Source organism: Phocaeicola plebeius DSM 17135 (genome assembly GCF_000187895.1).
In the GTDB taxonomy this organism is placed as follows: Bacteria; Bacteroidota; Bacteroidia; order Bacteroidales; family Bacteroidaceae; genus Phocaeicola; species Phocaeicola plebeius.
In genome coordinates this window covers 144,359-169,987 of the sequence record NZ_DS990133.1, presented here as the reverse complement: position 1 = coordinate 169,987, position 25,629 = coordinate 144,359, and the positions used below count along the sequence as shown (strand labels likewise).

Here is a 25,629-nt window from a genome sequence, read left to right as displayed (position 1 = left end):
ATATATAAGTAATTGATTTTTGATAATAGCTTTATGAAAAAATATAAAAATCTGATGTGGGCATGCCTTGCCTGTTTGGCTATTCCTGCAGGTGCTCAAGATGCAGACAACAATATCAGAGGTATGGTTGTCGATAAATGGGGGCATCCGGTTTATGGTGCTTCGGTCATGGTGAAAGGTATGCCAGAAACTAGAGTAGAGACTGATAAGGATGGAAAATTTTCAATAGAGGCTTCTGCTGGACAACAATTGAATATAGTATCTGTGGATAAAGGTATGACTACAGTAAAAGCAGAAGGAAAATCATTGATAAAGGTCGTATTGAATTATGAGGGACAGTCTATCGATGTAGGAGCAGGCCGTACTTTTACCAGAGCTGAATCTACTGCTGCAGTGTCTACTATTTATAATGAAGATTTTGATAAGCGCAGTGCTAAAAATGTATCTAACTCTCTGATAGGACAGGGGATGGGTATGATGGTTCTGCAAAACTCAGGAAACTATGCAGATGTGGAACCCACTTTCTATGTGAGAGGACTTCAGAGTCTGTCTAGCAGTTCTCCATTAATATTGGTTGATGGACTGGAAAGAGATATGAGTTTGCTAAGTCCTGAAGAAGTAGAATCTGTATCAGTTCTGAAAGATGCCGCAGCGGTTGCTTTGTATGGTTATAAAGGCATTAACGGAGCAATTTTAATTACAACCAAACGAGGTAAATACAATTCTAAGGAAATCAGGTTTACGTATGATCACGTAAATAATTATATGGATCGTAAACCGGAATTTGTAGACGCGGCTACTTATGCACAAGCTTATAATGAGGCACGTGGCTATGAAGGTTTGTCTCCTCGTTATGCAGATAAGGAAGTGGAATATTTCCGTAATGGAGATTTCCCTTATTTGTATCCGAATGTGAACTGGTTGGATGAGACGTTTAAGGATTCAGGTATTTCCAATAAATATACAATTGAATTCCGTGGCGGTGGTTCTAAGTTCCGTTACTATTCTATGCTTGATCTGGTAACAGATAGAGGATTTGTAAAAGAAGGTGATATGAACGAAGGATATTCTACACAAAACAAATACTCTCGTGCAAATTTACGTACTAACATGGATATTGACGTGAGCAATACCACAAAGTTGAAAGTAAATATTTTGGGTACTTTGTCTGAATCTCTTCGTCCGGGTGCTTCTGCAAATCTTTGGGATATGATTTATACTGTGCCTGCAGCAGCTTTTCCTATTAAAGATGAAGATGGATTGTGGGGAGGAAACAATACCACTTGGTTAGGAACTCAGAACCCGGTAGCTCAATCACAAGGGGCTGCTTATTCAAAAGGACATACTCGTAGCTTGTTTGCTGATTTGACTCTGGAGCAAGACTTGTCTGCTGTGACTGAAGGATTGGGATTTAATTTCAGACTGGCATACGATAATTATTCTTCTATATGGGAAGATCATAGCCAGGCTTATACTTACGGTGGATACTCGGTAAGCTATACTGATTTAACAGGTCCTTTGTATACACATACAACTGGAGGTGAACCTACAGAAATGGGAAAAGACGGAAGCATAAACAACTGGACACGTCAGTTTAACTTCTCTGGTGGATTTAGCTACAACCGAAACTTTGCCGATAAACATGACGTGTATTCTCAATTGAAATGGGAATATGAATATCGTGATTCATACGGATTGAATACGACAATTTATCGTCAGAATGTGTCATGGTTTACTCATTATGGATATGACAAGCGTTATTTCCTGGATCTGGCTTTGGTTGGTTCTGGTTCTAGTCTGCTTGCTCCAGGACATAAATGGGCATTTTCTCCTACAGTGTCTGCAGCATGGGTACTTTCTGAAGAAGATTTTATGAATAATGCAGCATGGATTGATTTCTTGAAACTTCGTGCTTCATTTGGTATTATCAATGCAGATTATTTGCCGGCTAGTGATGTGTATGATTACTGGGATCAGATTTACACTACAACAGGTACACGCTATATGTTCAATAGTGCGTATGATTCTTCATTTGGTACTACGGAACTCAGTCGTTTGGCTAGCACAAATTATACACATGAAAGAGGATATAAATATAATGTCGGTGTAGATGCTACGCTCTTTAAGGGCTTGAATCTTTCAGTAGATGCGTATTACCAGCGTAGAAATAATATCTGGGTTTCTTCTGAAGGTAAATATACGGCTGTCTTAGGACAGACTCCTCCGTATGAAAACGCAGGTGTGGTAGATAGTTGGGGAGGTGAGTTTAGCCTTGATTATACGAAGCGTATCGGAGATGTAGTATTGAATGCAGGAGGTAGCTTTAACTGGAATCGAAACGAAATTAAAGAGCAGTTGGAAGAACCTAGAATGTATGATAATCTTGTGCAAACTGGTCACTCTTTGAATCAGATTTATGGTTTGGAAGCTGTAGGTTTCTTCAAAGATGCGGATGATATTGCTAATAGCCTGCCTCAAAGTTTCGGAACTGTATATCCAGGAGATATTAAGTATCGTGATGTGAATGGAGATAAGATAATCGACAGTAATGACGTAACGGCTATAGGTTATAGCACTGTTGCTCCAGAAATCTACTATACGTTCCATTTGGGAGCAGAATGGAAAGGACTTGGCTTTGACGCACAGTTCCAGGGAACAGGCCGTTATTCTGCCATCCTGAATACGAAGAGTATGTTCTGGCCTTTGCTGAGCACAACAACGCTTTCTACTCATTATTATGAAAATCGTTGGACTCCTGATAATCAAGATGCAAAATATCCTCGATTGAGTACTCAGAGTAATACGAACAACTACCAGACAAATACAGTGTGGTTGGCAGATCGTTCGTTCTTGAAACTCCGCAATATTGAAGTTTATTATAACTTCCCTAAATCATGGTTGCAGAAAACAAAATTCATCGGCGATGCAAGATTGTATGTACGAGGAGTTGATTTGCTGTGCTTTGATAAGATTGATGTGTTAGACCCTGAATCTTATGGAGCAACAAACCCATTGAACAAGAGTCTGATTGTTGGTTTGAAAGTAGGTTTTTAATCTTAAAAGAAACGAAGAATGAAATTTAGAAAAATTGTCTATGGTATGTTGTGTATGGGAGCATTGGCTTCGTGCTCAGACCAAATGAACTACCATGAATATAATAATTATGATGAAGATTTTGTGAAGCTGAATTTTAGTAATGTCGGAGGTCTGATTACCACTATTTACCTGGATTTGGATACTGATTTTGGTAATTATTCTGGAGCAATATTAGGATCGGCTACTGATGAGTCACAGTATGCATATACAGGAAATTCTATTGAGACATTTTATAATGGCTCATGGAGTCCGACCAATGCTCAAAGCGGAACTTGGAGTACATGTTATTCGGGTATTTCAAATTGCAATTTGTTTTTGGATAAATATCTTGGACTAACATTTCCGGAATTAGAGCAGAATGCAGACTATAAACCTCAGATGTTCCGTTACAATAACTATCAGTATGAAGTACGTTTTCTGCGTGCCTATTTTTACTTTAATCTGGTGCGTCAGTATGGAGATGTGCCGTTTACCGATCATTTCTTGAGTGCAGATGAGAGTAATACATTGAGTCGTACTCCGGCTAAAGATATTTTTGATTATATTATTTCGGAGTGTGATGAAATTAAGGATTCCATTATTGAAGACTATGCTAACCTTCCTGCAGATGTGGTGTTGCCTAGCGAATCTCCTGAAACAGGTCGTGTAAATAAAGCTACAGTGCTGGCCTTGAAAGCTCGTGCGGCTCTTTATGCAGCAAGTCCGTTGTTTAATACGGATAACAATCCAGAACTATGGCATCGTGCAGCTACAGCAAATAAAGAATTGTTGGATTATTGTGTGAATGAACGTGGCATGAAACTGGTTAGTGACTATGCTTCTTTATGGGATAAAAATAACTATAAGAATGCTACAGATGAATTGATTTTTGGTCGTCGTGCGAATCGTGAGTCCAGTACCATGGAGTCGTATAATTATCCTGCCGGAATTGAAGGTGGAAATGGAGGAAACTGTCCGACACAAAACTTGGTAGATGCATATGAGACTACTGATGGTTATTCAGTTCGCCTAGTTGATGGAGTATGGACAGCAGAGGGGAGCCGTGTATTTGATCCGGCAAAACCTTATGAAAACCGTGACCCACGTTTGAGAATGACTATTTGTGTAAATGAGGAAACTGGATGGCCGACATGGAATGAAACTCCGATTTATACTTACCAGGGAGGAGCAAACGGACAACCTCTGAACGGAGGTACCCCAACTGGATATTATTTGAAAAAATATTGCCAGGGAGACATTGACCTTCGTTCTAATAGTACCAATAAGTCGGCTTATCATACATGGATAACTTATCGTTTGGGAGAATTCTATTTGAATTATGCAGAAGCTGTATTCCGTTATTTAGGAAGTGCGGATGCAACGGATGCTGAGTTTACCATGTCGGCTCGCCAGGCAGCTAGTATGACGCGTGAACGTGAAGGAGTAGGAATGCCTGCCTTCCCGTTAAATATGTCAAATGATGCGTTTTGGGAGGCTTATAAAAAAGAACGTATGGTGGAACTTGCTTTTGAAGGACATCGTTTTTGGGATGTACGTCGTTGGAAAGAAGCTGACAAATATTTTGTAAATATAGAAGGTTTGCAAATCTCAAAAACAGGAGATAATACTGCTTATTCTTATTCTACAGTGGTAAATACTCGTCAGTGGGACGATAAGATGTATCTTTTCCCGATACCTCAATCCGAGAGAATGAAAAATCCTAATTTAAGTCAGAATCCGGGCTGGTAAGTCCCGGATTCCGGAAAAGTATAAATATTTAAAAATATAAGATATCATGAAAAGACTATTTACAAGTTTCTTAGGTGCTGTCTGTCTTTTTGCATTATCAGCATGTTCGGATGAAGAAACTCCGGCTCCGCAACCAGGAGGTGGTGATACAGAAGAACTGCCTGCACTTCCCTCTGAAGTGGTAAAAGACGGTCGGGCTATGTGGGTAAGTTATGATCCTACTCCTGATGCGGATGCTAATTCTACTACTTTTATACACGGTGCTTTAGTTAGTTGGCGACTATTACAAAGCGATCCGTCTAACGTGGCATTTGATATTTATAAATCGGTAGATGGAGGGCAGGAAGTAAAATTGAATGGCGAGGCACTGCTTAATTCAACTTGTTTTCTGGATGAAAATATAGATGCTACAAAAGCAAATCATTATCGTGTTACATTATCTGGAAACACTGAAACAATTTGTGAGTGTGATTTTACGCCAGAGATGGCTCAAACTTATTACCGTAAAATTACATTGAATGCAAATCCTTCTACAATTGAATTGCCGGAAAGCGGTTCTTATGTAGCAGATGATATTCAGGTAGGTGAACTGGATGGTGATGGTGAAATGGAAATTGTGGTTAAACGTGAACCTTATGATGGAGCTAATCAAGGGGGATGGCATAGTGGTACCACTTTGTTGGAGGCCTATAAACTGGATGGAACTTTCCTTTGGCGTATTGACTTGGGAGTTAATATTCGTTCAGGCTCTCATTATACTTCTTATATATTGTACGATTTTGATGGTGATGGATTATGTGAAATCGCTTTCCGTTCTGCTGAAGGTACTCAGTTTGCAGATGGAAAGATGATTACAGGTGAAGATGGAAAAGTTCATGATTATCGTATCCGTGATTTAAATGGTACCGGATGGGCTTCAGGTGCTGGACTTCCTACTACTTGTGGTCTGATTTTTGAAGGTCCTGAGTATATCTCAATATGTCGTGGATATGACGGTCGTGAAATTGCACGTACGGATAATATTCCTCGCGGAGGAGAAGGTTCTAAAGTGGAACGTGCTGAATATTGGGGAGATTACTGGGGTGACGATTACGGAAACCGTATGGATCGTTTCTTTATTGGAGCTGCTTATTTGGATGGAATTCCAGATCCAACAACAGGCGCTAGAACTTCTAATCCAAGTCTGATTGTAACTCGTGGTGTGTATAAGAACTGGCAGGTTTGGGCCTTTGATTTGAAGGGATCAGAGTTGGAAAACCGTTGGAAGTTTGATACAAAAGATCATGACGAAAAATGGCTGGCAATGTGTTCTCACGCTTTCCGTGTAGCAGACTTGGATAATGATGGAAAAGATGAAGTATTGTATGGACAAGCTGCAATTGATGACAATGGAAATGAGCTTTGGTGTACAGGAAACGGACATGGAGACTGTTTGCATGTAGGTAAGTTTATCAAAGATCGTGACGGTTTGCAGATTGTTGCTTCATTTGAGGAAGAAAATACATATTCTGTACAAGGATTAGGATATGGATGTCAGGTTATTGATGCGCGTGATGGTTCTTTGATTTCTGCTCATGGAGCTGGAATGCATGGTGATGTGGGACGTTGTATTGTAGCAGATGTAGATCCTGATAGTCCGAATATGGAATATTGGTCTTCGATGAATTCTGGAATGTACAATTGTGGTGGTCCTACAGATGTACCTGTAAGTTCTGATATGCCTACTGGTATTGGTGGTGGTACACTATATAATGCGGCAATTTGGTGGAGTGGAGAGCTGACACGTGAGTTGTTTGACCGTGCCTTGATTGTAAGCTATAAAGCTAATCCGAGAACGAACAAGAACCGTCTTGTGAATTTTGCAACTGGATATGGAAGTAATGACGGTAATCATAGTACAAAATATAATCCTTGTTATTATGGTGATTTCTTGGGTGACTGGCGTGAGGAAGTTATAATGGGTTCTCCAGATCAGTCAGCGATTTATATTTTCTCTACGAATTATCCGACAGAGTATCGTTTCCCGCATCTTATGACAGATCATACTTATGACATGAGTCAGGCGATGCAGAATATAGGTTATAATCAACCTACTCATTTAGGCTATTATATTGGCAATAAATAATAGTTAAACAAAAGTTAGTTAGATTTCGGTTGGCGTGTGAGCAAGTGATTGTGTGGACGCCAACCATTTTTATTTTGTGTAATTAAAAAAAAGACTATTTCCGGTAAAACGAAATAGTCTCTTTTTTCTTTGATTGAATAATATGGTAGAAGCTTAAATACCTCTTTCTTTGATGATACCGTTTTGGTAAGCTACCAGCAGTTTCTTCAAATCTTCAATTTGTACCATCAGTTCGCGTCCTTTGTCGGTATCTTTCACCATCATGCGCTGACTGCTCAATTCTACGATTTGGGTGGTCGACTTAATGTCTTGGCCTTCTTCAATGGCTTTTTGGGTAGAAGTGAAGGGTTCGTGCTGTACAAGCTGGAAACCGCGTGAGTGGTATACTAACGTGTAGCCTGCAATACCCGTTTCCGGTTGGTAAGCCTTGGAGAAACCTCCATCAATAACCATCAGTTTACCATTGGCCTTAATCGGTTTCTCTCCTTTGACCGCTTTTACTGGTACATGTCCGTTGATGATGTGGCGATGTTCTCCTTCCACGCCGAATTCATCCAGAATCATGTCACAGATATCTTCACGGTCGCGTAAGGTGTAATAATAGCCTTTCACTTCTTTGTGGGTTTCTTTGTCTGTCAGGAAATAACGTTCGAAGGTAGCCATTTTACTCTTGTCGAAGGCGGGAGAATTCTTTCCGCACCACAGGTACCAGATGAAGTCTCTGGCAAATGCTTTTTCCGAATTGTCCTCTTCTGCAAAATAAGCCGTACGGATAAGCTGGCCAACACGCTTGAGCAAGGCCTCTCCTTTGTATTTCTTTCCAAGAATTTCAACTTCCTTGAGTGTTCCGTCAGCATTCATGGGCATAGAAGCGTGGAAGAGTAGGTTCGAGTTGCATACATTGTACATGCATCCGTAGCGGAAAATACATTTCATGTGCTTGCGCAACTTTTCGCTTCCCGTGAAAGATTTGTGCAATTTCTGTACGATTTCTTCTTCTTCTTCCGTCAACTGGTATGGGTTTTCCGGGTCGATGGTCGGGAACAGGCAGTCGCGCATTTCGTAATCTTTTCCGTCTAGCTGGAATACTTTCCGCTTGAAGTCAATGTGGTGTAACAGCAGACGGCTGTCCATGTCAAATTCCGGATGACGTCGGATGGCAGCAGCTTCCAGCTTAAACTGGATAATGGTGATGGCCTTGTGCATCTGTGAGATGAGCCGTAAGGTCTTGTCATTGTATGAACTGCTTTCGGGGGCAATCTTAGGAGCAAAGTATTCGCATGGGTCGTTGGCGTATGCTTCCATGGCAAAGGTAGCCAGCGGAAGCAGGTTGATACCGTATCCGTCTTCTAGTGCCGGCAGATTGCCGTAGCGCATAGCCAGACGCAGTACGTTGGCAATACAACAATCATTTCCTGATGCGGCTCCCATCCAGAGGATGTCGTGATTACCCCATTGGATGTCGAAGTTATGATAGTCGCAAAGCGTGTCCATGATGATGTGAGGACCAGGACCACGGTCGAAAATGTCTCCTAAGATATGCAGTGAGTCGATGGTCAGTCGCTGTATCAGGTTACACAGTGCAATGATGAAGTCATCGGCGCGGCGTGTGTCAATGATGGTACGGATAATGACATTGATGTAGGCCTGCTTATTGGGGTCCATGGGACTTTCGTGAAGTAACTCCTGAATGATGTAGGAGAATTCTTCAGGCAGTGCCTTGCGTACCTTTGAACGTGTATATTTGGATGATACATTCTGGCAGACTTTTACCAGCTGGTTCAGAGTGATGACATACCAGTCCACGAGGTCTTTTTCCACTTCCTTTACCAGTTGTAACTTCTGCTCCGGATAATATATCAGCGTGCAGAGTTCCTTTTTCTCCATTTCGCGGAGGTTGTTGCCGAAAATCTCGTTTACCTTCCGTTTGATAGCTCCGGAAGCATTGCGGAGCACATGCTGGAAAGCTTCGTATTCCCCGTGCAAGTCGGCCAGAAAATGTTCTGTTCCTTTCGGAAGGTTTAGAATGGCCTCCAGGTTGATGATTTCCGTGCTGGCTGCAGCCAGGTTGGGGAAATCGTGTGAAAGGAGTTCCAGGTAGCGGATGTCCTTCTGTATCATTTCCGGGGTAATTTGTTTGTAGGTTTTCATGATATCGAGTGATTTAAAAGTTTCTATAAAAATAACATAAGCACTAATTGTGCAATAATGACGCGGGTAAACATTCCGAGAGGGTAGACTGTCGCGTAGCTTACCGAAGGTTCATCTCCTGGAATAATGTCATTGGCATAGTTCAGTGCCATTGGGTTGGCCATACTTCCGCAGAGCATACCGCATGTATTTCCGAAGTCCATTTTGCACAGGCGAAGGGATACTAACGCCATGATAACGACAGGAATAAAGGTTATCAGGAATCCGATGCCTACCCACAAGGCTCCTTCCGGACGCATAACCGTTTCAAAGAAGTGTGCTCCGGCATCTAGTCCAAGACAAGCCAGATAGAGAGACAATCCAATACCTCGGAGCATCAGGTTAGCACTACGTGTGGTATAAGTCACCAGATGCAGACGAGGCCCGTAGGCTCCAATCAGGATGCCGATTACAATCGGTCCGCCTGCCAATCCCAATTTGACAGGTGAGCTGATGCCTGGAATGGCAATAGGAATGGACCCTACGATGAGTCCCAGTATGATGCCGATAAAAATAGAGGCTAAGTTAGGATCTTTAAGTGTTTTTACGGTATTCCCTAGCACTTTCTCTACATTTTGAATGGCTGCCGCTTCACCTACTACCGTCAGACGGTCACCTAATTGCAGTACCAGTCCCGGAGTGGCCAGCAGTTGCACACCACTTCGTAGCACGCGGCTGATATTGATGCCATATGTGTTGCGCAGACGAAGTGAACCCAGTTTCTTTCCGTTGATTTCCGGTCGGGTGACGATAATGTGCTTGGATATCAGTTTGCTGTCGATGGCATTCCAGTCAATATCTTCTTTGTTCCAGTCCCGTTTTTCCTGTTCACCGAACAGAATGGTCAGTGTAGGCGCATCTTTTTCGGTCGTGATTACCAGAATACGGTCGTTCTCTTTCAGTATCTTTTCGGAAGTCGGAATGCTCACGGTACCTTCACGCCAGAGTCGTGAGATGACGAATTTGGGATAGCCTACCTGAGCAATATCCTGTATGCTTTTGTTGAAGATGGCGGGATTATGTATTTGAAAAGTAGCGATGTACGTGTGGTTGGAATCGTCATGTTCATGCTCCTGCATGTCAGATGGGCGTACAAAGAACTTTCTGATAACAACGATGGCAAAAATAACTCCCACTACTCCGAGCGGATAGGTCACGGCACAGCTGAGGGCAGCTCCGCTGGTGGGTTCTCCTAATTGCTTCAGTGTCTGCTGTGCGGCACCTAATGCAGGAGTATTGGTGGTGGCTCCACAAAGAATACCTACCATGTCGGGCAGGCTGATGGGAGTGGTCATGCTCAGTACTACGGCCATTATTGTACCGAGGAAGATGACTCCTAATCCTAACAGGTTCAGCCGGTACCCGCCTCGCTGAAATGAACTGAAAAATCCTGGACCGACCTGTAGTCCTAATGAATAGACAAAGAGAACCAATCCGAAGCTTTCTGCATAGCTGAGCATTTGCGGATCGATGGCGAGCCCTAAATGCCCGGCCAGAATTCCGGTGAAGAAAACAAATGTGACTCCAAGGGAGATACCGCAGACATGAATTTTCCCTAATCCTAATCCGATTGCCGTAATCAACGACAGTATGATGACCGCCTGAAGAGCGGATTGTTCCACAAATAAATTAATTAGCCATTCCATGCTGCAAAGATATATACTTTGTGGAAAATAATTCTTTCGTGTCAGACAAAATGTTAGAAAAAGTATGCAGAAAAGAAATCCCCGAAAGGCTTTCAGGACCAATTTGGCCAATAAAAGTCTTTCGGGGATAATAAAATAATGGTAGGACTTGTATGCCGGAATTATCGAACGAACAACAGTTCGCGATATTTCGGAAGTGTCCACATCTGATCGTCGACAATCAGTTCCAGTTTGTCGATGTGGTAACGGATTTGTTCCAGCATCGGAGCTACTGTATCGTGATAAGCAATGGCTTTTTCGCGTTCGCTGGTAATACGGTTAGCCACTTTGCGGGCTTCTACCATTTCGTCCACATGCTTCTTGATGAAGGAAGTATGTTCTGAAATTTCCTTGATGATAGCCAAGTTTTCAGCAGATAAGGTTTGAGCTTCTTCTTCTGAGAACAATGATTTCATCTTGTATGCATTGTCTATCAGTTTTGTCTGGTATTCAATGGCTACCGGCACCACGTGATTCATCACCAGGTCACCTAATACACGCGCTTCAATCTGGATTTTCTTGGTATACATATCCCATTTCACCTCGTTACGGGCTTCCAGCTCTTTGCGGGTCATGACACCAGTTGATTCGAACATGCGGATGCTCTCCGGTTTCAGGTAGTTATCGAAAATTACCGGGCAGCTGGTTTCGCAGTCCAAACCGCGTCGTGCTGCTTCTACCTTCCACTCATCGCTGTAGCCGTTGCCGTCGAAGCGGATAGGCTTGCATTCCTTGATGCATTTGCGAACCACCTGGATGATAGCAGAAATCTTAGGTTCTCCTTTTTCTATCAGTTCATCTACTTCTTTCTTGAACTCAATGAGCTGTTCGGCTACCGCTGTATTCAGCGCAATCATGGCGCTGGCACAGTTAGCTTCTGAACCCGGAGCACGGAATTCAAAGCGGTTTCCTGTAAATGCAAAAGGAGAAGTACGGTTGCGGTCTGTATTGTCAATCAGCAGTTCCGGAATCTGAGGAATATCCAGTTTCATGCCTTGTTTGCCTCCCAAAGACACTAAGTCGTCGTTGGTACTTTCTTCCAAGTGATCGAGCACTTTGCTGAGCTGTGTTCCCAAGAAAGAAGAAATGATGGCAGGAGGAGCTTCGTGACCACCCAAACGGTGAGTATTAGTAGCACTCATGATGGAAGCTTTCAGCAGTCCGTTGTGACGGTAAACAGCCATCAGGGTATTTACTACAAAGGTGATGAAACGCAGGTTTTCTTCAGAAGTTTTTCCCGGAGCCATCAATAAAGTACCGGTACTAGTTCCAAGTGACCAGTTGTTGTGCTTACCGGAACCGTTGACGCCTTTGAATGGCTTTTCGTGAAGCAACACACGGAAACCATGGTTGCGTGCTATTTTTCTCATAAGTGACATGACCAGCATATTGTGGTCTACTGCCAGATTACATTCTTCGTAAATCGGAGCAAGCTCAAACTGGTTCGGAGCTACCTCGTTGTGGCGTGTCTTGACAGGAATACCCAGTTCCAGTGACTGGATTTCCAAATCTTTCATAAAGGCAGCTACACGGCTTGGAATAGCTCCAAAATAATGGTCTTCCAACTGTTGGTTTTTGGAAGCTTCGTGTCCCATCAAAGTGCGGCCAGTCAGCAGCAAGTCCGGGCGAGCAGCATACAAACCTTCGTCTACCAGGAAGTATTCCTGCTCCCATCCTAGGTACGAAATGATTTTCTTTACAGAGGGATCGAAGTAATGCATTACATCCAGAGCAGCCTTGTTTACGGCACTCAATGCTTTCAGCAATGGAGCCTTATAGTCGAGTGATTCTCCTGTGTAAGCAATGAATACGGTCGGGATACACAAGGTGTCGTCTACCACGAAGACTGGTGAAGACGGATCCCATGCACTATATCCGCGGGCTTCGAATGTATTGCGGATACCTCCATTGGGGAATGAAGAACCGTCTGATTCCTGCTGAACAAGCAATTTACCTGAAAACTCTTCCAGCATGCCACCCTTTCCATCGTGTTCCACAAAAGCATCATGTTTTTCGGCTGTACCTTCCGTCAGCGGCTGGAACCAGTGTGTATAGTGGGTCACCCCTAATTCGATCGCCCATTTTTTCATTCCGTCGGCTACGGCATTGGCGATGCTGCGGTCGAGGGTGGCACCGTTGTCAATCACATCAATGAGTTTGGCATATACGTTGCTCGGCAGATACTTGAACATTTTTTCGCGGTTGAATACATATTTCGCAAAGTATTCACTTGGGCGTGTTGCTGGCGAGGCCACTTCTACCGGTTTTTTGTGAAATGCCTTTTCTACTACTCTGAATCTTAATTTTGACATAATACCTTATTTCTTATTTGAGTTATTTGATTTCTATATTTACAAGTCGTTTTGTTTACAGGCACTGACAAATACGTTGGATGCCTTCTTCGCATTGGTGGCGTTCGCCGAAAGATGTCAGTCGTACATATCCTTCTCCGCTTGGTCCGAAACCAACTCCAGGCGTGCTTACCACCTGAGCTTCGTACAGAAGTTTGTCGAAGAACTTCCAGGAAGTCTGGTTATCCGGTGCTTTTATCCATAGATACGGAGCATTTTCTCCTCCAAAAAATTGTATGCCTGTCTTAGAGAGCATCTTTTTCATGATTCGTGCATTGTCCATGTAATATTGTACCATGGCTTTCACTTGCTCTTTTCCTTCGGGAGTATAAATAGCTTCTGCTCCTCGCTGGGTGATGTAAGATACACCGTTGAACTTGGTGGACTGTCTTCTGAGCCATAATTTGTTCAGCGGAATCCGTTTGCCTTCCAAAGTGGCGGCTGTCACTTCTTTAGGGATTACCATATAACCACATCGTACACCGGTGAAGCCTGCAGTTTTTGAAAAACTGCGGAATTCAATGGCCACTTTTTTTGCTCCTTTTATTTCATAAATGGAATGAGGAATATCCGGGTCTTGTATGTATCGTTCGTATGCGGCATCAAAGATAATCAGTGCATCGTTCTCTATGGCATAGTTGACCCATTTTTTGAGTTCACTTTTACTCAATACGGCTCCAGTAGGATTGTTGGGGTAGCAGAGGTAAATAATGTCAATGCGCTGCTTGGGAATTTCCGGGATAAAATTATTCTCTATACGGCAGGGCATGTACACCACATTACTCCATTTGCCGTCTTTTTCCAATGTACCGGCTCTTCCACATGAAACGTTAGAGTCAATGTAAGCCGGGTAGATAGGGTCTGTCACTCCGATACTGTTATCGTGGCGCAGTATATCGCCGATATTGCCCGTATCCGATTTGGAACCGTCGCTGATGAAAATTTCATTGGCATCAAAATAAATGCTGTGGGCGGCGTAGTCATGCTTTAAGATAGCTTCGATTAAAAAGTCATATCCTTGCTCAGGTCCGTACCCTCTGAATGTGTTGGGATTTCCTAATTCACCGGCCGCTTTTTGCATAGCCTCTACACATGCTTTGGGGATGGGGAGGGTCACGTCGCCGATTCCCAAATGAATAATGCGGGCCTGGGGATGTGTCACTTTAAAAGAATTAACTCTTTTCACTATATCGGTAAACAAGTAGTTTTCCGGTAATTTGAGCAGGTGTTCGTTGACTAATGCCATTTATTCTTCTATTTGGCGGCAAAAGTACGAAAATCATGTCATTTTTAAAAGATTGTCCCTGCTTTATTTTTCTTATTTTTTGAAATTGATATAAGTCAATTGTATGGAATTTTTCTTACTTTTGCACCTGGAAATTTTAAAGATAATCTATACGAAAATGAATCCAGCTTTGCCTGCTACTAGAAAGCAGAAAATTTTGAGAGAGACCAAAGATTATTTAATGATTGCTTTGGGTATGATTATGTATGGTATTGGATGGACCGTGTTTCTGTTGCCAAGTGATATTCCTTCGGGAGCGGTGCCGGGTATTGCATCTATCGTTTATTGGGGCACAGGTTTTCCTGTACAATATACTTATCTGATTATAAATTTTCTTTTGCTTCTTCTGGCTTTGAAGATTCTAGGGTTGAAATTCTGTCTGAAGACCATATTTGCCGTCTTTACGTTGACGTTTATATTGAGTGTAATTCAGAAGTTTGTTACCGGAGAACTGATTCATGACCAGCCTTTTATGTCGTGTGTGCTGGGAGCTTCTTTCTGTGGAGCCGGTATTGGAGTCGCATTCTCTGCCAATGGAAGTACGGGAGGTACCGATATTATTGCAGCTATTATCAATAAGTATCGTGACATTACGTTGGGAAGGGTTATCTTGATTTGTGACGTGATTATTATTTCTTCAAGTTATTTGGTACTGCATAATTGGGAAAAAGTGGTTTACGGATATGTGGTGCTCTTTATATCCAGTTTTGTACTGGATCAGGTAGTAAACAGTGCCCGTCAGTCTGTGCAGTTCTTTATTATATCCAGCAAATATGAGGAAATAGGTGCCCGTATCAATAAAGACTTGCATCGTGGAGTTACGTTTATTGACGGGGTAGGTTGCTATACTCATAACGGAGTGAAAATGATGTTTGTGCTGGCTAAGAAAAGAGAATCCAACACTATTTTCCGTCTGATTAAAGACATTGATCCCAAGGCTTTTGTTTCGCAGAGTGCCGTTATTGGTGTGTTTGGAGAAGGTTTCGATCGCATCAAGGTCAAATAAGTATTTTATAAACAGAATGATATGATGACAAATATAGAAGTAGCCAAGATTATGGTTTCCGGGATGAAATGTCTTTTAAGCCGGGAGCAGATTCATGAACTGGCCGATATATTGATTTGCCGGAAATTTAAGAAGGGTGAACGTATACTGGATGAAGGCGATGTTTGTCGTTCCATGCTCTATCTGGAAAAGGGATTGACGCGTCAGTTTTATTTTAAATACGATAAGGACCTGACTGAACATATTGCTTATGAAGGAGGAGTAGTCATTTGTCTGGAAAGTTATTTGAAAGAAGAGCCTACTCGTTTGATGATTGAAACTTTGGAACCTACCATTGCATGGGATATTCCGAAGGATAAAATAGAACAACTTGCTTTGAAAGATGCAGAAATTGGTGCTTTTTACCGTAAACTTTTTGAGGCTTCTCTGATTGAATCTCAGGTGAAAGCAGATACTTTGCGTTTTGAACCGGCTCATGAACGTTATAATAAACTGCTTCAGCTGCATCCCGAAATCCTGAAGCGTGCTCCTCTGGTCTATATCGCTTCTTTGTTGCAAATGACACCAGAAACCCTGAGCCGTGTGCGTTCTGCAAGTTTGATGGATAAGTAAAATTTTTTATTGCAATAAAAAAGGAATGGCTTTGTTTAGAACAAAACCATTCCTGCTTCAATCACCATTTTCTTGTCATAAGCCTGGTTGCCTTTATATGTGCGGGTCCATCCGTATCCACCGGAAAGGAACAGACCGAATTTCTTTGTCAAGCTATATTCCAAACTTATTCGTGGCTCGAGAGCGTATAAGCGGGCCGGATAGCCGTTGTGCTTGTTTTCCAATGATTCGATGTGATAATATCCAAGGTCGGCGCTGAGGTCTAATTTGTCAGTCAGGCTGTGATACACGCCGGCACGATAGAACCCTGTGACGGAAAGCTTATTGTCTACGCCCAGATAGTATGCACCTGTACCGATTTGCGTATAAGTATATTTGTTCTTGAACCGGATAGACAGGCTGGCTTTATTGGCATTACCTCCGGATATAATCATTTGTACGCGGGTTTGTGGCTTCAGGTTGATACAGCCAATCTGATGGGCCGTACTGTCTGTACTTACATTGACAATTCCAATCTGATAACCTTTGGAACTGTTTTTAGTATTGACATTTCCTACTCCTAACTGTACTCCTCTGTTATTGACGCTGTAGTTGAGCAATGCGGTTTGTACCCCTTTGTTTTCTACACTCACATTCCCAAGTCCGGCTAATTGCCATCCTTGGTTAGACTTTCCACTTACGTTCAATAGCGAGGTCAGTTGTACACCTCTGGAGGAGTTTCCAGAAACGTTCATCAGTCCTCCAATAATGAGTCCTGCCTGAATGTCCTTGTTTACGTTGGCCAAGCCAGAGATGGCGAGTCCTCTGGTATCTTCACTGACATTCACCAAACCGGCAATACCTACGCCTTTAATGTCTCCTCCGGAAATATTTCCTAAACCGGCAATAGATAAACCGTATGCAGAAGTACCTGTGACGTTTGTCAGACCGGAAAGGATAAATCCGCAAGCTCTTTTACCCGTTACATTGGCAATACCGGAGATTTGTACCCCTGTAGACTTTAGTCCAGATACATTGGTAAATCCGGAAATCTGCATACCATATGAATTGTAGTGCTGGAGGCTGGATATTACATTGACTCCAAATCCGTTCAGGCAAGAATAATTGCTAAATAAACCAAGGTTTACGTAAGTCCTGGGTGGAAATTTCTTCTTATTCGCGATATTCACTGAAACGTTCGGGCCTTTTTTCAGAGCTGGGGCCTGTTTCATTTCCTGTGCAGATAAGTGCGTTCCTGTCAGGATACTTCCTAACAGGAACGCGGATATAAATGTTCGTTTCATGATGCTACTTGCTACTTGACTTCTTGGTATAAGAAACGCTTGATGCTCTTCTTAGGTGTCTTTTCAAATTCTTCCGGATAAATCTTGATGCGCGTAATCTGAGAATAAGCAGGAAGTTCCGCATTTACTGCCATGCGGTTTTCTTCCATGATTCTTTCAATATCGGCGTCGGTTAATCCCTGTTTGTATGCCTCTTCAAAGTCTGGATAGATAAGTGCAGCCAGTTTATGATCACTTTGCTGAATCACAATGTTTTCACATACATACGGCAGGTTACTAATCTTTTCTTCGATTTCTTCCGGATAGATATTTTGTCCGGATGGTCCTAACAGCATATTCTTGCTTCGTCCCTTGATGGTAACATTTCCGTTCTTATCAATTACTCCCAAGTCACCTGTATGCAACCAACCTTCTGCATCGATGGCTTGTGCAGTTGCCTCCGGATTCTTGTAATATCCCAGCATCACGTTTTCTCCTCTTGTAAGGATTTCTCCTACAATATTTTGAGGGTCCGGACTGTCGATCTTTATTTCCATGCGTGGGGCTGCTTTTCCGCAAGATCCCGGTTTGTAGCGCAACCAGTCTTCGTAGCAGATAATCGGTCCGCATTCAGTCATTCCATATCCTACCGTATACGGGAAATCCAGACTTCTGAGTAGTCTTTCTACGTCCTGATTGAAGGCTGCTCCTCCAATAATGACTTCGTAGAAATTTCCACCGAAAGCCTGCACCATGTGTTCGCGTACGGCTTCCTTAATCTTATCGTTAATCAAAGGAACTTTCAGCAGAAGTTTCATTTTCAGTGTTTCCAGCTTAGGCAACACATTCTTTTTGATAATCTTCTCAATGATAAGTGGAACTGAAATGACAATGTTGGGTTTTACTTCCGAAAAGGCCTGGAAAATAATCTTGGGACTTGGCATGCGGGTCAGGAAGTACACATGGCAGCCTGCACAGAATTCATAGATAAATTCAAATGCCAGTCCGTACATGTGTGCCATGGGTAAGATGGAGATTACCTTATTGCCAGGTTGCAGGGTCAATACCTCAAATGCAAACTGTGTATTCGACCACAGACTGCGGTAAGGAAGCATTACCCCCTTGGAGAAGCTGGTCGTTCCGGAGGTATAGTTGATAAGTGCCAGCTCTTCCGGAGTATCTCTTCGGTAGCTGACATGCTCTTTCCGGAAATTGCGTGGAAATTTCTTTCCAAACATTTCATTCAAGTGTTCGCGGGCATATTCCAGCTGCTTGCTGCGGCATACTAACAAGGTAAAGTCGGTCATCAGAATGATACCTTCCAGATTTGGCATTTCAGCCTCGTTCAATGCTTCCCATACCACATCTCCTACAAAGAGAAGACGAGCGTCAGAATGATTGACGATATTATGTACATTGTCTGCCTTAAATTCATGAAGAATAGGAACTGCTACCGCACCGTATGTCAGGATAGCTAAAAAGGCTACTCCCCAGTGCGAACTGTTGCGTCCGCACAAGGCCACCTTATCGCCCGGCTTGATACCGCTTTCTTCCAGCAGAATATGCAGTTTTTCTATTTTACGTGCTACATCCTTATATTGCAGAGTGGCACCTTTATAGTCTGTCAGGGCATCCAGGTCCCAGTTCTTTTTGATACTGTCCTCAATGAAGGCCAGAAAACTTTTTTCCATATAATTGTATTTATAGTTTGCACAAAGTTATGCTATTTGTGCAAAGATACCTTTTTGTTTCAAGTTTCCAAACAAAATAAATTAAAACTATTTACGTTTGAAAGCTATCGGTCCTGTTTCGGCTGCTTATTTTACTTTTAGTTTAAAAATCTTTCCACCGTATGCAGGCAGTTCCGTGCAAGTGGGACTTTCGGGCGTGAAGCAGATTTTCTCTGTTTTTCCGGTAAGCAGGTCCTTGGCATTGCATTGGGCAGATGGAGTCATTTTAAAGTATTCAAATGCATGAGTCGGTACATTAACTGCTACCTGACTTGCCGTATCACTGAAGTTTACGATAATAAAGAGTACTTCCTGACCGTATTTGCGCAAGAAAGCGTACTGTTTGTGTTCGTTCATCTGCCAGCCGTTCAGGTTCACATACATCAGGTCGAAGAATTCACCTTTGCTGATAGCCTGTTCTTTCTGGCAGATATGCAGGATGGTTTCGTAAGTTTTACGCAGCTCCTTCTCCTTTTCACTGAGCAGATGCGTATTCCAACGCCCGCGGTTGCTCCAGCGGTAAATGCTGTCCACGTTCCAATAGTCGAAGATGGTGGTTCGTCCGTCCTGTCCGCTGAAACCCTCGCAGTCCATTCCCTTTTCGCCCAATTCCTGTCCGAAATAAATCATGACTGGATTGCTTCGCAGGCAGGAAGATACGATGAAGGCAGGAACAGCCTTGAAAGGATTGCCGGCAAAGAAATCGGATGCAATGCGCTGCTCATCGTGGTTTTCCAGGAAATTCAGCATGTGGTCCTGAATATCGTCCACGCTTTGCCAGCAATGGGTAATTCCGGTGGCTGAACCATATCCGCAAGTAATGTTTCTCAGTGTGTCATACAGTCCTACCTTATCATATAAGTAATCGAAATGTCCGTTGTAAATATAGTTACGGTATTCATTCGGGTTGTATACTTCGGCAATAAAGATAATCTGCGGGAATGCGGCCTTGATGCGAGGAATGACCCATCCCCAGAATTCGCAAGGTACCATTTCGGCCATGTCGCAACGGAAACCGTCGATACCTTTTCCGGCCCAGTAGCTCAGTATGTCTTCCATTTTCTTCCAGGTGTCCGGAATCGGGTCGAAATGTCCTCCGGTGTGATGCAGGTAGTCCACTCCATAATTCAGCTTGATGGTTTCATACCAGTCGTTCCGGTTGGGCCATGCGTCAAAGCGGTCATTTCCGGTAGCCTTGGCCGGCATTTCCTCGTAGTTCCCTTGTTCCGGGTCATAAAGGTCAATTTCACCTGCTAACTTCTGTCCCGGTATATAGTAGAAATTGTTTTGTGGATTGAAATCCTGAGAGCAGTCATCATTTTCACCCAAATCCTTTACACCAGCCGGTTTGGCCAAAGAGTGATACTGCCGTGCCACATGGTTCGGAACGAAATCCATGATGACCTTCAGTCCGCATTCATGGCTGCGTGTAACCAAATGTTCGAATTCCTCCATACGCTTGTCTACATGCTCGGCCAAGTCCGGGTCGATGTCATAATAATCGCGGATGGCATACGGAGAGCCTGCTTTCCCTTTCACAATGGAAGGATGGTTCTTGGGAATGCCGTATGCGGTATAATCTGTTTGCGAAGCATGTGCTATCAGTCCGGTGTACCAGATGTGCGTAGCACCTAATTTTTTTATTTCGTGTAAGGCCTGTTTGGTAAAATCATTCATTTTTCCACATCCGTTTTCTTCAAGGCTGCCATTTGGACGGCAGGTCTTGTTCTGGTTCCCAAACAAGCGGGTAAAAACTTGGTATATGATAATTTTTTCTGTTGTTTCCATATTGCTTGAATAATTTTAAAAACGAAAAAAGCACGAATTATACTTTCGCACGGATAAAAAAGAGAATCCGTCTGCTTTGTATAATTCGTGCCCTTGTCAGACTCATGGCCTGATTATGCTATTCCATGCGCATTGGCGTCTTTGTTGATTTTCTTGATCAATCCCTGCAATACTGCACCCGGACCACATTCTGTGAAGTCATCAGCTCCGTCAGCAATCATCTGCTGTACAGTCTGTGTCCAGCGTACAGAAGCGGTAAGCTGTGCCACCAGATTCTTCTTGATTTCAGCCGGATCAGTGTGTGGAAGTGCATCCACGTTCTGATAAATCGGGCATTTCGGGGTGTGGAATTCAGTAGCGTTGATAGCAGCTTCCAGTTCCACTTTAGCAGGGTCCATCAGTGGAGAGTGGAACGCACCACCCACTTTCAGCGGGAGGGCACGTTTGGCACCTGCAGCTTTCATCAGTTCGCAAGCCTTGTTGATACCTTCGATGCTACCAGAAATAACAATCTGTCCCGGGCAGTTGTAGTTGGCTGCCACACAAACTTCTCCTTCAGCGGCAACTGAAGCACAGATTTCTTCTACTTTCTCATCAGGCAATGCGATGATGGCAGCCATGGTTGACGGCTGAGCTTCGCATGCTTTCTGCATAGCCATGGCACGTGCATACACCAGTTTCAATCCGTCTTCGAATGACAAAGCACCGGCAGCTACCAAGGCAGAAAATTCGCCCAAAGAGTGTCCGGCAGTCATTTCCGGCTGGAAAGCGTCGCCCATGCACAAGGCAGAGATTACAGAGTGCAGGAATACGGCAGGCTGTGTCACCTTAGTCTGACGCAAATCTTCGTCAGTACCTTCGAACATGATGTCTGTAATGCGATAACCTAAAATATCATTGGCTTTCTCGAATAATTCTTTAGCGAGCGGAGAGTTTTCGTACAGGTCTTTTCCCATACCTACGAATTGTGCTCCTTGTCCAGGAAATACAAATGCTTTCATAATGATTATCTTTCTTGTTTATAAGTTATTGTCTGCAAAGGTAATGATTCTTTTGAGATATTACTCGTTTTTGTCGAAAATGTGCATGGCGACGGGAGAGTGGAAGTGGTTCAACGGGCCGTGTCCGCCTCCGATGCAAACGTCTTTTCCAGATTCAATACCTTTGTATACATATTGTTTGGCTTTTTCTACAGCTACGGACATGGGTTCTCCCAATGCCAGGAATGTAGCGATGGCAGAAGACAAGGTACATCCCGTGCCGTGTGTATTCCGGCTGTCTACTTTCGGGGCTGTATACAAGTGTGGGGCTTCTTCCGTAGCCGTTTGCAGCACATCGCACATCAGTCCTCCGTCCAGGTGTCCTCCTTTGATGAGCACTCCTTTACATCCTAGTTTCAACATTTCTTTTGCCTGACGCTTCATGTCTTCCACAGTGCTGATTTTTTGTCCGGCCAGGATTTCCGCTTCACTCAGATTAGGAGTGATGAGGCTGGCCAGAGGAATAAGCCGGGTAGTGATGGCTTCGATGGCTTCGTCTTCCATCAGCTTGCATCCGCTGGTCGACACCATAACCGGGTCGAACACCACATATTCAGGATGATATTTGAGAATAGATTCTGCTATTACCTTTACGATTTCCGCATCATTGATCATTCCGATTTTTACAGCTTTAGGACGTATGTCGTCCATAACGGCCTCTATTTGTCCTTTCACGTAAGCAGGGGGGACGGGGTGAATGCCTGTTACTCCGAGCGTGTTCTGCACGGTAATGGCAGTAATGGCACTGGCTGCGTATGCTCCCAGGGCGGATATAGCTTTGATATCGGCTTGTATGCCTGCACCACCGCTACAGTCAGATCCGGCGATGGTCAGGACGCATGGATATGTTCTCATTTTCAGTTGATAATTTTTTGCAAAGATAGGAAATATTCAAATTAATGAGTTAACTTTGCGAAGTTACCAAGAAAAGTTTGTTATGAATCCAATGAATAATCATGTGGTCATTATGGCCGGAGGCATAGGCAGTCGCTTTTGGCCGATGAGTAGCCCGGAGATGCCCAAGCAGTTTATTGATGTGCTGGGTTGTGGACGTACGCTCATTCAATTGACCGTCGATCGTTTTAAAGATGTGTGCCTGCCGGAAAATGTATGGGTGGTAACCTCGGCCAAATATGCGGAGATTGTAAAAGAACAGCTCCCTGAGGTTCCTGTTGATCATATTTTGTTGGAGCCTTGCCGCCGTAACACAGCCCCTTGTATTGCGTATGTGAGTTGGAAAATCAAGGCACGTAATCCGAAGGCCAATATCGTGGTGACACCGAGTGACCATGTGGTAATGAACGTACGTGAGTTTGGTCGTGTTGTCACATCGGCTATGAAGTTTACGGCCGACTCGGATGCTATTGTCACATTGGGTATGAAAGCCAATCGTCCGGAAACAGGTTACGGCTATATTGAAGCAGACTTGTCGATGGCGTGTCCTTCCAATAAGGAAATTTATCGGGTAGATGCGTTCCGTGAGAAACCTGATTTGGCTACGGCAGAACGCTATTTGCAGCGCAGCAATTATTTCTGGAATGCAGGAATCTTTGTATGGAATGTCAATACCATTGTCAATGCCATCCGGGTATATCAACCTGCCATGGCAAGGGTGTTCGAACGCTTGCTCCCTTATTATTATACAGACAAGGAACAGGAGATGGTGGATGAACTCTTCCCGACATGTGAAAATATTTCGGTAGACTATGCAGTAATGGAAAAAGCAGATGAAATTTATGTATTTCCTGCTTCTTTTGGATGGAGTGATTTGGGTACGTGGGGATCTCTTCATGAAAACTCCAAACGTGATGCGCATAACAATGTCTGCATAGGTTCGAATATAAAAATGTATGAGTCGCGAAATTGCATCGTACATGCTACTCAGGAAAAGAAAGTAGTGGTGCAGGGACTTGACGGGTATATTGTGGCTGAAAAAGATAATACGTTGCTGGTATGCCGTCTGACGGAAGAACAGCGAATCAAGGAATTTTCTGCAGAATAAGAAGGGACTGATAGAAGATAGATAAAAAGGAAAAGGGACAGGCGTGAAAGTACGGACTGTCCCTTTTCTTATTTATATACCTTTAAATTTATTTGAGTGCAGCAAGTGCGGCATCATAATCCGGTTCCTCTACGATTTCCGGAACCAGCTGGGTGTAGATAACTTTTCCTTCCGGATTGAGGATAACCACGGCGCGAGCCAATAGTCCACACAGCGGGCCGTTGGTCATCAGCACTCCGTAATCCTTTCCGAAGGTAGAAGTATAGCGGAAGTCAGACAAAGGTATGACATGTTCAATTCCTTCAGCCGTACAGAAACGGCCTTGTGCGAACGGAAGGTCTTTTGAAATAGCAAGTACCAGTGTATTTTCCATTCCGGCAGCCAGTTTGTTGAATTTACGTACGGAAGCAGCGCATACTCCAGTGTCCATGCTGGGGAAAATGTTCAATACTACAAATTTTCCTTTGGCATCAGCCAGAGAAAAAGTGCTTAAATCACCTTTTACCAGTGAAAAATCGGGAGCCAGCGCTCCTTTTTGTATAAACTCTCCGGCCAGTGTTACGGGAGTTCCTTGAAATAAAGTTGTAGCCATAATGATTCTATTTTTGAATATTCGTCATAAATATAACAACAAAAACCATAAAATGTTTTTGGAGATAGTGACTCCGAGCGTTTTTTTCACTTACTTTGCATTCGCTAATCATTTATGGATAAAAATTGATGGAACGAAAACTGAAAGACTATGCGGTTCTGATGTTAAAAGGAATGGGGATGGGAGCTGCCGATGTAGTTCCCGGAGTATCAGGAGGAACCATTGCTTTTATTGTAGGTATTTATGACGAATTGATTAATTCGATTAAAAGTATTAACCTGGAAAGCCTGAAACTTTTCTTTTCTGGGAAATGGGCGGCTTTCTGGAAGAAAATCAATGGTAATTTCTTGTTTTTCTTGCTGGCAGGTATCGGTATCAGCGTTTTTTCATTGGCTAAGCTCATCACCTGGTTATTGGTGGATCAGCCGATATTGGTCTGGTCGTTCTTCTTCGGACTGGTGCTGGCGTCTACCTGGTTTGTATCGAAAGACATCAAAGAGTGGAAGAGCTGGAAAACCTGGGTGGCTTTTGTCATTGGGGCGGTGGTAGCTTTTTATATTACCGTGGCAACTCCGGCTGAAACACCTTCTAATCTGCTTTTCATTTTCCTGTGTGGAGCCATTGCCATTTGTGCCATGATTCTTCCGGGCATTTCCGGTAGTTTCATTCTGGTGCTGTTAGGCAAGTATTTTTTCATTATGGATGCAGTGAAAACGCTTGATGTAGTGGTGATAGCTGTATTTGGAGCAGGTGCTTGTGTGGGTATCACTTCTTTTTCACGTATCTTGTCGTATGCGTTGGCGCATTTCCGTAATATTACGCTGGCAGTTCTGACAGGATTTATGCTGGGCTCCCTGAATAAGGTTTGGCCTTGGAAAGAGGTGGTAGAGACTTTTGTCGACAGCCACGGAGAAGTAAAGCCATTGATAGAAACCAATATATTGCCTAATGCGCATGTGCCGGAAGCAGTAGTGCTGATGGTGGTAGGCTTTTTCTTAGTGTATTTCCTGGAGAAACTTTCGGCTAAGACACCGGTTCGCTAAGGAGTTTCTTAATAGATATACGATGCCGCTGGAGAGATTTTTAGAGTCTTTTCAGCGGTATTTTTTATGCTTTTCATGAGAGCAAGAGAAGGAG

At 43.3% G+C, this 25,629-nt stretch carries 17 protein-coding genes; 7 read left to right on the top strand and 10 right to left on the bottom strand.

What is annotated here, in order from left to right; all coding sequences use genetic code 11:
- The first annotated feature begins 33 nt into the window (after nt 1-33).
- From BACPLE_RS13545 to BACPLE_RS13535, 3 genes are read left to right on the top strand one after another with little or no spacing between them, the layout of a single operon-like run.
- The gene (locus BACPLE_RS13545; RefSeq protein WP_007562936.1) at nt 34-3,054 is read left to right on the top strand and encodes a SusC/RagA family TonB-linked outer membrane protein; all 3,021 of its coding nucleotides are present in this window, start codon (nt 34-36) and stop codon (nt 3,052-3,054) included.
- Nucleotides 3,055-3,072: 18 nt separating this feature from the next.
- Nucleotides 3,073-4,824: a RagB/SusD family nutrient uptake outer membrane protein gene (locus tag BACPLE_RS13540; RefSeq protein ID WP_007562934.1), complete on the top strand. Its 1,752-nt coding sequence runs from the start codon at nt 3,073-3,075 to the stop codon at nt 4,822-4,824.
- 46 nt (nt 4,825-4,870) lie between these two features.
- A complete protein-coding gene (locus BACPLE_RS13535) occupies nt 4,871-6,949 on the top strand; it encodes a rhamnogalacturonan lyase family protein (protein ID WP_007562932.1) in 2,079 nt (692 codons plus the stop codon).
- A 153-nt stretch (nt 6,950-7,102) separates the two neighbouring features.
- Here BACPLE_RS13535 and BACPLE_RS13530 read toward each other — a convergent pair whose 3' ends face one another.
- The 4 genes from BACPLE_RS13530 to BACPLE_RS13515 all read right to left on the bottom strand — a co-directional run bounded on the left by BACPLE_RS13530 (nt 7,103) and on the right by BACPLE_RS13515 (nt 14,421).
- On the bottom strand, nt 7,103-9,100 hold the full coding sequence (locus tag BACPLE_RS13530) for a fructose-1,6-bisphosphatase (protein ID WP_007562931.1): 1,998 nt from the start codon (nt 9,098-9,100) through the stop codon (nt 7,103-7,105).
- Nucleotides 9,101-9,123: 23 nt separating this feature from the next.
- The gene (locus tag BACPLE_RS13525) at nt 9,124-10,785 is read right to left on the bottom strand and encodes a putative transporter (protein WP_007562929.1); all 1,662 of its coding nucleotides are present in this window, start codon (nt 10,783-10,785) and stop codon (nt 9,124-9,126) included.
- A 161-nt stretch (nt 10,786-10,946) separates the two neighbouring features.
- Nucleotides 10,947-13,136 (bottom strand): glutamine synthetase III family protein, encoded by a 2,190-nt coding sequence (locus BACPLE_RS13520; RefSeq protein ID WP_007562927.1) that lies wholly within the window; start codon nt 13,134-13,136, stop codon nt 10,947-10,949.
- A gap of 55 nt (nt 13,137-13,191) precedes the next feature.
- A complete protein-coding gene (locus BACPLE_RS13515) occupies nt 13,192-14,421 on the bottom strand; it encodes an LL-diaminopimelate aminotransferase (protein WP_007562925.1) in 1,230 nt (409 codons plus the stop codon).
- 157 nt (nt 14,422-14,578) lie between these two features.
- On the opposite strand from BACPLE_RS13515, the gene BACPLE_RS13510 reads away from it, so the two are divergent.
- On the top strand, nt 14,579-15,466 hold the full coding sequence (locus tag BACPLE_RS13510) for a YitT family protein (RefSeq protein WP_040313286.1): 888 nt from the start codon (nt 14,579-14,581) through the stop codon (nt 15,464-15,466).
- A gap of 21 nt (nt 15,467-15,487) precedes the next feature.
- Nucleotides 15,488-16,078: a Crp/Fnr family transcriptional regulator gene (locus BACPLE_RS13505; RefSeq protein WP_007562922.1), complete on the top strand. Its 591-nt coding sequence runs from the start codon at nt 15,488-15,490 to the stop codon at nt 16,076-16,078.
- A 35-nt stretch (nt 16,079-16,113) separates the two neighbouring features.
- Here BACPLE_RS13505 and BACPLE_RS13500 read toward each other — a convergent pair whose 3' ends face one another.
- The 5 genes from BACPLE_RS13500 to thiD form a co-directional block, all read right to left on the bottom strand.
- The gene (locus tag BACPLE_RS13500) at nt 16,114-17,361 is read right to left on the bottom strand and encodes a hypothetical protein (RefSeq protein WP_007562920.1); all 1,248 of its coding nucleotides are present in this window, start codon (nt 17,359-17,361) and stop codon (nt 16,114-16,116) included.
- A gap of 11 nt (nt 17,362-17,372) precedes the next feature.
- Nucleotides 17,373-19,031, bottom strand: a complete 1,659-nt coding sequence (locus tag BACPLE_RS13495) for an AMP-binding protein (protein WP_007562918.1) — start codon at nt 19,029-19,031, stop codon at nt 17,373-17,375.
- Nucleotides 19,032-19,157: 126 nt separating this feature from the next.
- A complete protein-coding gene (locus BACPLE_RS13490; RefSeq protein WP_007562916.1) occupies nt 19,158-20,858 on the bottom strand; it encodes an alpha-amylase family glycosyl hydrolase in 1,701 nt (566 codons plus the stop codon).
- Between the two features lie 113 nt (nt 20,859-20,971).
- The gene (gene fabD / locus BACPLE_RS13485) at nt 20,972-21,859 is read right to left on the bottom strand and encodes an ACP S-malonyltransferase (protein ID WP_007562914.1); all 888 of its coding nucleotides are present in this window, start codon (nt 21,857-21,859) and stop codon (nt 20,972-20,974) included.
- Between the two features lie 60 nt (nt 21,860-21,919).
- Nucleotides 21,920-22,753: a bifunctional hydroxymethylpyrimidine kinase/phosphomethylpyrimidine kinase gene (thiD, locus tag BACPLE_RS13480; protein ID WP_007562913.1), complete on the bottom strand. Its 834-nt coding sequence runs from the start codon at nt 22,751-22,753 to the stop codon at nt 21,920-21,922.
- 82 nt (nt 22,754-22,835) lie between these two features.
- On the opposite strand from thiD, the gene BACPLE_RS13475 reads away from it, so the two are divergent.
- The gene (locus BACPLE_RS13475) at nt 22,836-23,900 is read left to right on the top strand and encodes a mannose-1-phosphate guanylyltransferase (RefSeq protein WP_007562911.1); all 1,065 of its coding nucleotides are present in this window, start codon (nt 22,836-22,838) and stop codon (nt 23,898-23,900) included.
- A gap of 88 nt (nt 23,901-23,988) precedes the next feature.
- Here the strand turns inward: BACPLE_RS13475 and tpx are convergent, their stop codons facing one another.
- Nucleotides 23,989-24,492 carry a thiol peroxidase gene (gene tpx / locus BACPLE_RS13470; RefSeq protein ID WP_007562908.1) on the bottom strand — a complete coding sequence of 168 codons (504 nt, stop codon included), beginning with the start codon at nt 24,490-24,492 and terminating at the stop codon, nt 23,989-23,991.
- 128 nt (nt 24,493-24,620) lie between these two features.
- Between tpx and BACPLE_RS13465 the strand changes: the two genes are divergently transcribed.
- Nucleotides 24,621-25,535, top strand: a complete 915-nt coding sequence (locus tag BACPLE_RS13465) for a DUF368 domain-containing protein (RefSeq protein ID WP_007562906.1) — start codon at nt 24,621-24,623, stop codon at nt 25,533-25,535.
- Nucleotides 25,536-25,629: the final 94 nt, after the last annotated feature.

What these genes read in the sequence shown, in the direction of transcription:
- BACPLE_RS13545 (WP_007562936.1), top strand. Translation starts at nt 34, where the DNA reads ATGAAAAAATATAAAAATCTGATGTGGGCATGCCTTGCCTGTTTGGCT.
- BACPLE_RS13540 (WP_007562934.1), top strand. Translation starts at nt 3,073, where the DNA reads ATGAAATTTAGAAAAATTGTCTATGGTATGTTGTGTATGGGAGCATTG.
- BACPLE_RS13535 (WP_007562932.1), top strand. Translation starts at nt 4,871, where the DNA reads ATGAAAAGACTATTTACAAGTTTCTTAGGTGCTGTCTGTCTTTTTGCA.
- BACPLE_RS13530 (WP_007562931.1), bottom strand. Translation starts at nt 9,100, where the DNA reads ATGAAAACCTACAAACAAATTACCCCGGAAATGATACAGAAGGACATC.
- BACPLE_RS13525 (WP_007562929.1), bottom strand. Translation starts at nt 10,785, where the DNA reads ATGGAATGGCTAATTAATTTATTTGTGGAACAATCCGCTCTTCAGGCG.
- BACPLE_RS13520 (WP_007562927.1), bottom strand. Translation starts at nt 13,136, where the DNA reads ATGTCAAAATTAAGATTCAGAGTAGTAGAAAAGGCATTTCACAAAAAA.
- BACPLE_RS13515 (WP_007562925.1), bottom strand. Translation starts at nt 14,421, where the DNA reads ATGGCATTAGTCAACGAACACCTGCTCAAATTACCGGAAAACTACTTG.
- BACPLE_RS13510 (WP_040313286.1), top strand. Translation starts at nt 14,579, where the DNA reads ATGAATCCAGCTTTGCCTGCTACTAGAAAGCAGAAAATTTTGAGAGAG.
- BACPLE_RS13505 (WP_007562922.1), top strand. Translation starts at nt 15,488, where the DNA reads ATGATGACAAATATAGAAGTAGCCAAGATTATGGTTTCCGGGATGAAA.
- BACPLE_RS13500 (WP_007562920.1), bottom strand. Translation starts at nt 17,361, where the DNA reads ATGAAACGAACATTTATATCCGCGTTCCTGTTAGGAAGTATCCTGACA.
- BACPLE_RS13495 (WP_007562918.1), bottom strand. Translation starts at nt 19,031, where the DNA reads ATGGAAAAAAGTTTTCTGGCCTTCATTGAGGACAGTATCAAAAAGAAC.
- BACPLE_RS13490 (WP_007562916.1), bottom strand. Translation starts at nt 20,858, where the DNA reads ATGGAAACAACAGAAAAAATTATCATATACCAAGTTTTTACCCGCTTG.
- fabD (WP_007562914.1), bottom strand. Translation starts at nt 21,859, where the DNA reads ATGAAAGCATTTGTATTTCCTGGACAAGGAGCACAATTCGTAGGTATG.
- thiD (WP_007562913.1), bottom strand. Translation starts at nt 22,753, where the DNA reads ATGAGAACATATCCATGCGTCCTGACCATCGCCGGATCTGACTGTAGC.
- BACPLE_RS13475 (WP_007562911.1), top strand. Translation starts at nt 22,836, where the DNA reads ATGAATCCAATGAATAATCATGTGGTCATTATGGCCGGAGGCATAGGC.
- tpx (WP_007562908.1), bottom strand. Translation starts at nt 24,492, where the DNA reads ATGGCTACAACTTTATTTCAAGGAACTCCCGTAACACTGGCCGGAGAG.
- BACPLE_RS13465 (WP_007562906.1), top strand. Translation starts at nt 24,621, where the DNA reads ATGGAACGAAAACTGAAAGACTATGCGGTTCTGATGTTAAAAGGAATG.